Origin of the sequence: Hyalangium sp., assembly GCF_035629615.1 — a bacterium.
Classification (GTDB): domain Bacteria; phylum Myxococcota; class Myxococcia; order Myxococcales; family Myxococcaceae; genus Hyalangium.
Map to the genome: position 1 here is coordinate 1 of NZ_DASPHO010000614.1, position 6,601 is coordinate 6,601.

The window sequence follows — 6,601 nt, forward strand, 5'->3', positions numbered from 1 at the left end:
TCGCGGAGCTGGAGCGGGCCCGGCGCTCGCCCTACTTCGACGAGGCCGCCTCCCGCGCGGCTCAAGAGCGCTACTACTCGGAGCTCGGAGAGGCGCCGGACTATGAGGCGCTCGGCGGGCTCGTGCGAGGCACACACCGCACGCGGCTGCGCTACGCGCCCATGCGCCACGTCTACCCCGTGGTGGACCTGTATCCCGACGGGCTGCTGCGCAGCATCTACTCCGGCAAGGAGTACGAGCCCGAGGACTTCATCCGCGAGGATGCGCGCATCGACCAGCGGCGTGGCGAGCGCTTCCGCGAGGCGCTGGCGGCCGAGAGTGCTCTGGGCGCCGAGGCCATGGCGCTGCAGCTGGACTTGCTGGAGGCGGCGCTGCCGTACAACTGCGAGCACGTGGTGCCCCAGTCGTGGTTCGCCAAGCGCGAGCCGATGCGGGGAGACCTGCACCATCTGTTCGCGTGCGAGTCCGGCTGCAACAGCTTCCGGGGCAACACGCCGTACTTCGACTTCCCGGACTTCGAGGAGGCGGTGCGCGAGGAGTGCGGTAAGCGGGTGGCCAACAAGTTCGAGCCCACGACGGGCAAGGGGGCTGTGGCGCGCGCCACGCTCTACTTCCTGCTGCGGTACCCGGGGGAGATCAACCGCACCTCCACCGAGTACGAGGCGAGCCGGCTCGCGGTGCTGCTGAGCTGGCACCGGGAGGATCCGCCCTCGCTCTACGAGCGGCACCGCAACGAGGCCATCTTCGAGCGCCAGGGCAACCGCAACCCGTTCATCGACCACCCGGAGTGGGCCGACCTGGTGGACTTCCACGAGGGGCTCGGCTGAGCGGCCGCGCCTACTTGCCCTTGCGGCTCATGAAGGCCATGAAGGCCTCGCGCGCCTCGTCCGAGTGGAGGCGCTTGAGGAACTCGGCGCCCTCACGGCGGAGGGCGCCGTTCACCTCGGCGCGCAGCGGCTCGCGCAGCAGCCGCTTCGTCACCTTCAGCGCCTCCACGGGCTTGGCGGCCAGGGTGCGGGCGCGCTCGCTCGCCACCTCCTGGAGCTGAGCCTCGGGCACCACGCGGTTGATGATGCCCGCGCGCAGCGCGGTGGCCGCGTCGAACGGATCTCCGAACATCAGCAGCTCGGAGGCCAGCGCCATTCCCCCATTGCGCGGCAGCAGCAGGCTGGAGGCGCCCTCCGGGCATACGCCCAGGTTGATGAAGGGCATCACGAAGCGGGTCCGCTCGGTGGCCACCACGTAGTCGCAGTGCAGCAGCATCGTCGTGCCGATCCCCACCGCCGCCCCGTCCACCGCGGCCAGCACCGGCTTCTCGTAGTTCACCAGCGCGCGCAGGAAGCGGAACACCGAGCTGTCCTCGCCCGTGGGCGGCTGCTCCAGGAAGTCTCCAATGTCATTGCCCGCGGTGAAGGTGCCGCCCGCGCCGGTGAGCACCACCACCCGCACCGCCGGATCCAGGCTCGCCCGGAACAGGGCCTCGGTGGCCGCCTCGTACATGGCATGGGTGAAGGCGTTCTTCTTCTCGGGCCGGTTGAAGGTGAGGGTGCGAACTCCCTCGGCATCCTGCGTCAAAAGGGTCTCGGACATGGCCGCGCAGCCTACCCCCGGCCCGGGGGCTTCTGCCGGATTCTCGAAAAGGGAGGAAACTTTTGCCCACACCTTCCGACAATCTGGACAAAACGTATTCACACAGAGGTTTTCGCCATGTCCGTCACCCGTACCAGTGCCGCCCCCGTGAGGACGGCCCCGCGCGCAGAAGCCTTGCAGTTCGATGGTTCCCGGCCGGCGTCAGGCACCACCAACACCAACGCGGCGCAGCCCACCAATCCGCCGCTGCGGGGGAGCCCGTCCCAGCGCAACCGCTCCACGTACGACAACGTGATCAACCAGTTCGCGGTGGGGAACAACGGGCGCTACACGCCGCGGGACTCCAGCGGGGACGGCATCCGGGACACGTTCTGCAACATCTTCGTGTGGGACGTGACGCGGGCCATGGGCGCGGAGATTCCGCACTGGGTGAACAACAGTGGCAACTCGGTGGGGGTGGGGCAGGGCCGCGAGCTGAGCGCCAACGGCACGGTGGACTGGCTGCACCAGCACGGCAACCGGCACGGCTGGAAGAAGGTGAGCGCGCAGGAGGCGCAGCAGCTGGCCAACCAGGGGCACCCCGCGGTGGCGGTGTGGAAGAACCAGGGCGGCATCGGCCACGTGGCGGTGGTGCGCCCCGGTGAGGTGACGTCCCAGGGCCCGGCCATCGCCCAGGCCGGTGGGAAGAACTTCAACAAGGGGCACGTGAAGGACTCGTTCGGCAACGCGCCGGTGGAGTACTGGGTGAACAGCGGCGGCAAGGTGACGGGCAACCCGCCCACGCAGCCCCCGCCTCCCACCAACAACGGCCCGGTGACGGCGCCCCAGGTGGATCTTCGCCGCGGCGCCGAGGGCCCCGAGGTGAAGAAGCTGCAGGACGGGCTGGTGAAGCTGGGCTACATGACGCGCGAGCAGGTGGCCACGGGCCCCGGCATCTTCGGCCCGCAGACAGAGGCCGCGGTGTCCAAGTTCCAGGCGGACAAGGGCGTCACCCCGGACTCGGGCATCTACGGCCCGAAGACGCGCGCGGCGCTGACGAAGGCGCTGGCTCCTGCCCCCCAGCCGCCCCCCGCGAAGCCGCCCCCCAGCACTGGGAAGGTGGAGGTGCCCCAGGTGGACCTGCGCCGCGGCGCCGAGGGCCCCGAGGTGAAGAAGCTGCAGGACGGGCTGGTGAAGCTGGGCTACATGACGCGCGAGCAGGTGGCCACGGGCCCCGGCATCTTCGGCCCGAAGACGGAGGCCGCGGTGTCCAAGTTCCAGGCGGACAAGGGCATCAGCCCCGCCTCAGGACTCTTCGGCCCGCAGACGCGCGCGGCGATGGAGAAGGCGCTGGGCGGCACCACCGGCCCGGGTCCTGTGCAGCCGGGCCCGGTGGATGGCAGCAAGGCGGCGAAGCTGAACGCCATGCTCAAGGGCAGCGGCCTTGCGGGCAAGGGCGAGCAGATCCTGGCCATGGCGAAGAAGTACAACGTCCCGGTGGAGCTGGGGCTGGCCATGTTCTGGAAGGAGGCGCAGTGGAACACCACGGGCGTGGCGCCTGGGAACAACAACCCCGGCAACCTGCGCTTCGCCGAGTGGGAGCGGGAGCTGGGCGGTGTGCCCAACGGGGGCTTCACGAAGTTCCCCTCGCTGGACAAGGGCATCGAGGCCTACTTCCGGCTGCTGGGCAGCTCCACGTACCGGCAGTTCGTCGACACGAAGGACTGGGCCGGCCTGGTGAACAAGTACGCGCCGCCGTCGGATGGCAACGACAGCGCCCTGTACGCACGGCAGATCACCGAGTGGATGGCGAAGTACCGGACGCAGCTCGGCTGAGCCCGCCGGTGAGCTGAGGCAGCACCGTTCGGCCCGCCGTGCCTTCATGTGCACGGGGGGCCGTGCCGTCTTCAGAGATCCACGCCCGTGGCGCTCTTGAGTCGCGCGGCGCGCAGCACCTCTTCGGCATGGGCGCGGCGCGTGAGGCCGTGGTCCGTCACCGCCAGCAGCTCCAGCGGCTCCGGCCCCGTGGCGTGCGCCTGGTACGAGGCCCAGCGCGGAATGAAGACGGCGTCCCCGGGTTTGACGTCCACCTGTGTCCCGCGCACCTCCACCCGGCCGGTGCCGGACATGACTGCGAGCAGCAGCTCGTGTGCATGCTCGCGCGGCTCGGTGCCGTGGCTCGGCGCCACACGCAACCGCGTCGTCTCCAGCACCTCCGCGGGGAAGGGCACCCGGTCCACGGCGAAGTCGATGCCGCGCAGCTCGTGCGCATGGCGGTAGAAGGGAACGATGTTGGACAGGCCGCTCAGGTGGACGGTGCTCGGCTCCGGGCACTCGGGGGCCAGCGGCTGCCGCGCCTGGATGCGCTCCAACAGCGGGCCGAGCCGCTGGTGCTGCAAGGCCTCGAACAGGCTCTCGAAGAAACGTCCCTGCAGCTCCAGCGCCTGCTCCAGGGCGTGCATGCTCGTGTCGAACCAGCCAGGCTCCCGGGAGTGGGCGCGCACCAGCTCCTCCAGCAGGCTCGCACGAGCGCTGTCATCCATCTTCCGGTGGAAGAAGGCCAGGTGCCGCTCGGAGACGTCGGCATGGAGCAGCGCGTCCACGAAGACGCTGAAGAGCCTCGGAATGGGCGCCTCCAGCCCAAACGCCAGGAACGCGCTGGCCGCGCTCGCCGGTGGGCGCAGGCACCCATCCAGGCACTCGCGCACGAGGTAGCGGGTGCAGTCCAGGAAGCGGATGGACTCCACCTCCACCCCCAGCCCGTCCCGCAGGAAGCGGCGGAAGAGCGCCGTGGGCCGCTTCTCCGAAGTCGGTGCGCCCGTCTCCTCCCAGAGCACCTGGGTCATCTTCGTACACCACAGCTCGCTGTCGCACTGCACCATCAGCGCGTGGACGAAGCGCGCGGACGACCGGGTGAACAGCGCGTACTGGGAGAAGATGAAGGCGAAGTCCTCACGCGTGAGCACGCCCCGCCGGCATGCCTGGAGCAGACGGTTGTCCCAGAAGGGGTGCGAGGCGAGCCGCGCATGCAGCTCCTCGATCGCCGCTTCGGTGGACAGGGGGGCCCGGGAGGGGAGGCTCGGCTCGTGCGGCTCAGGCAGGGCGCGGGGCCTGGCAGCTTCGAGGGGGCTGGCCTGCTGCGTTAGATCAACAGCGAGAGGGACCGGACCGGCGGAGGGAGGGCTCATGGCGGCAACCGGGGAGAGCTGGGGTTCTACGAAGGTGTGCACGCCAGGTGAGCTGACAAGCCCAAGGCTTCCTGCCCGTAGGACCCATACAAATGTCGACGTGCGATCCCCATGCCTCTCCACACGCACAACGCGTGAACCCGCGAGGGCTGCCTGTCCGAGGGCATGCCACCAAGAGAGCCATTGCCCGCTCCTTTAACGCAGCGCGCTGGCTGCGTGCTTTTCCTCGGGGAGATGCAGACCGTGTCGGGGAGCCGGCTCCAGGGAGGGACCGATGCGCTTTCGAGACCGAGCGGATGCGGGCAGGCGCCTGGCGACGTTGCTGCTGAACTACGGCGGCCACGACACCCGGGTGTTTGGGATGAACGGGGGTGGGGTTCGTGTGGCGTATGAGGTGGCCCAGGCCTTGGGGGCACCCCTGGAGCTCTGGGTGTCCCGGCTCGTCGAGGTTCCGGTGCAGCCCGGCTCGAGGCTCGGGGCCGTGGCAGAGGGCGAAGGGTTCTTCCTGAACGCGGAGACAGTGCGCTCCGTGGACGTCCCTGCTTCCCAGATGACGCAGTGGATGGATGCGGAGGCAGGCGAGGTAGCGCTCGAGGCCCAGCGGCTGCGCGGGGGGCACCCCCGGATGGAGCCGGGAGCCAGCACGGCGGTGCTCGTGGTGGAGGGCATCGCCGTGGAGGACTTACGGGTGTACGCGGCGCTCCGGGGCCTGCGGCGGCGCAGCCCGCGCAAGCTGGTGCTGGCGGCGCCGGTGGCCGCGGGGGAGGAGCTGGAGCGGCTGCGGCTCGAGGCGGACGAGGTGCTGTGCCGCCATCCAGTGTGGGCGCTGCTGACGGTGGAGCATGCGTACGACGACTTCCACGGGCTGCCGGACATCGAGGTTCGCCAGCTGCTGGACCGGGCCCGGGAGCGCAGGCCCGGGCGCGAGGTGCCCGGGGCAGAGGTGGCGGGCGAGTGGCTCTGAGCCGCCATCTGGCGAGGGCGGAAGGGGACAGGCCATGCGACAACAGGACGCGGATGTACACGAAGCACGGGTTCGGATCGGCGAGGCGGCGCTGGGCGGCAGCCTGGGTGTTCCTCCAGGAGCGCGAGGCCTCGTCCTCTTCGCTCATGGCAGCGGCAGCAGCCGCTTCAGCCCGCGCAACCGGGCCGTGGCGCGCGCGCTCCGGGAGGCGGGGCTGGGCACGCTGCTGTCCGATCTGCTGAGCCCGGAGGAGGAGGCCGAGGACGCGGCGACAGGGGAGCTGCGGTTCGACATTGGCTTTCTGGCTCGGCGGCTGATGGAGGTGACGGGGTGGGTGGCGCGGCAGCCCGAGCTGGCGGCCCTGAGGAGGGGCTACTTCGGCTCGAGCACGGGCGCGGCGGCGGCGCTGGTGGCAACGGCGCTGCAGCCGGAGGGGATCCACGCGGTGGTGTCACGGGGAGGACGGCCGGATCTGGCCATGCCGGTGCTCGAGCGGGTCAAGGCGCCCACGTTGCTCATCGTGGGCGGGGATGACACGCAGGTGCTGGAGCTCAATGGGGAGGCGTTCACCCGGCTGGAAGGGCTGAAGGAGCTGCGGGTGATTCCCGGGGCCACGCACCTCTTCGAGGAGCCGGGGACGCTGGAGCAGGTGGCCCGGTACGCGGCGGACTGGTTCGTGAAATACCTGGGGGAGGCGGGGCTGGAAGCGAGGACCTGAGCCCATCTGATGGTAGGGTCGGCCCCCCATGACTTCACGTGAACCGCGCTTCGTCTGGCTGGATCTGGAGATGACGGGTCTGGATCCAGAGACGTGCGCCATCATCGAGATTGGCGTCATCATCACCGGGCCGGACCTGGTGCCCATCGCAGAGATAGAGCG

Annotated in this window: 7 protein-coding genes; 5 read left to right on the top strand and 2 right to left on the bottom strand. The window is 70.0% G+C overall.

The window, feature by feature from the left end:
* Positions 1–827: endonuclease I family protein (locus VD972_RS31085; RefSeq protein ID WP_324992407.1), on the top strand; the 827-nt coding region annotated here is incomplete at its 5' end.
* A gap of 10 nt (positions 828–837) precedes the next feature.
* On the opposite strand, the gene VD972_RS31090 is transcribed toward VD972_RS31085, so the two are convergent.
* Entirely contained in the window at positions 838–1,590 is a 753-nt protein-coding gene (locus VD972_RS31090; RefSeq protein WP_324992408.1) for an enoyl-CoA hydratase, read from the bottom strand.
* A 117-nt stretch (positions 1,591–1,707) separates the two neighbouring features.
* Here VD972_RS31090 and VD972_RS31095 point away from each other — a divergent pair, with 117 nt between their 5' ends.
* On the top strand, positions 1,708–3,405 hold the full coding sequence (locus VD972_RS31095) for a peptidoglycan-binding protein (RefSeq protein WP_324992409.1): 1,698 nt from the start codon (positions 1,708–1,710) through the stop codon (positions 3,403–3,405).
* A 71-nt stretch (positions 3,406–3,476) separates the two neighbouring features.
* Here the strand turns inward: VD972_RS31095 and VD972_RS31100 are convergent, their stop codons facing one another.
* Positions 3,477–4,757 carry a cupin domain-containing protein gene (locus tag VD972_RS31100; RefSeq protein WP_324992410.1) on the bottom strand — a complete coding sequence of 427 codons (1,281 nt, stop codon included), beginning with the start codon at positions 4,755–4,757 and terminating at the stop codon, positions 3,477–3,479.
* Between the two features lie 274 nt (positions 4,758–5,031).
* Here VD972_RS31100 and VD972_RS31105 point away from each other — a divergent pair, with 274 nt between their 5' ends.
* From VD972_RS31105 to VD972_RS31115, 3 genes are all read left to right on the top strand, one after another.
* Positions 5,032–5,721: a hypothetical protein gene (locus tag VD972_RS31105; protein ID WP_324992411.1), complete on the top strand. Its 690-nt coding sequence runs from the start codon at positions 5,032–5,034 to the stop codon at positions 5,719–5,721.
* A gap of 34 nt (positions 5,722–5,755) precedes the next feature.
* The gene (locus VD972_RS31110) at positions 5,756–6,439 is read left to right on the top strand and encodes a hydrolase (protein WP_324992412.1); all 684 of its coding nucleotides are present in this window, start codon (positions 5,756–5,758) and stop codon (positions 6,437–6,439) included.
* Positions 6,440–6,467: 28 nt separating this feature from the next.
* Positions 6,468–6,601, top strand: a 134-nt coding sequence (locus tag VD972_RS31115) for an exonuclease domain-containing protein (protein ID WP_324992413.1), incomplete at its 3' end; no start/stop codon positions are given.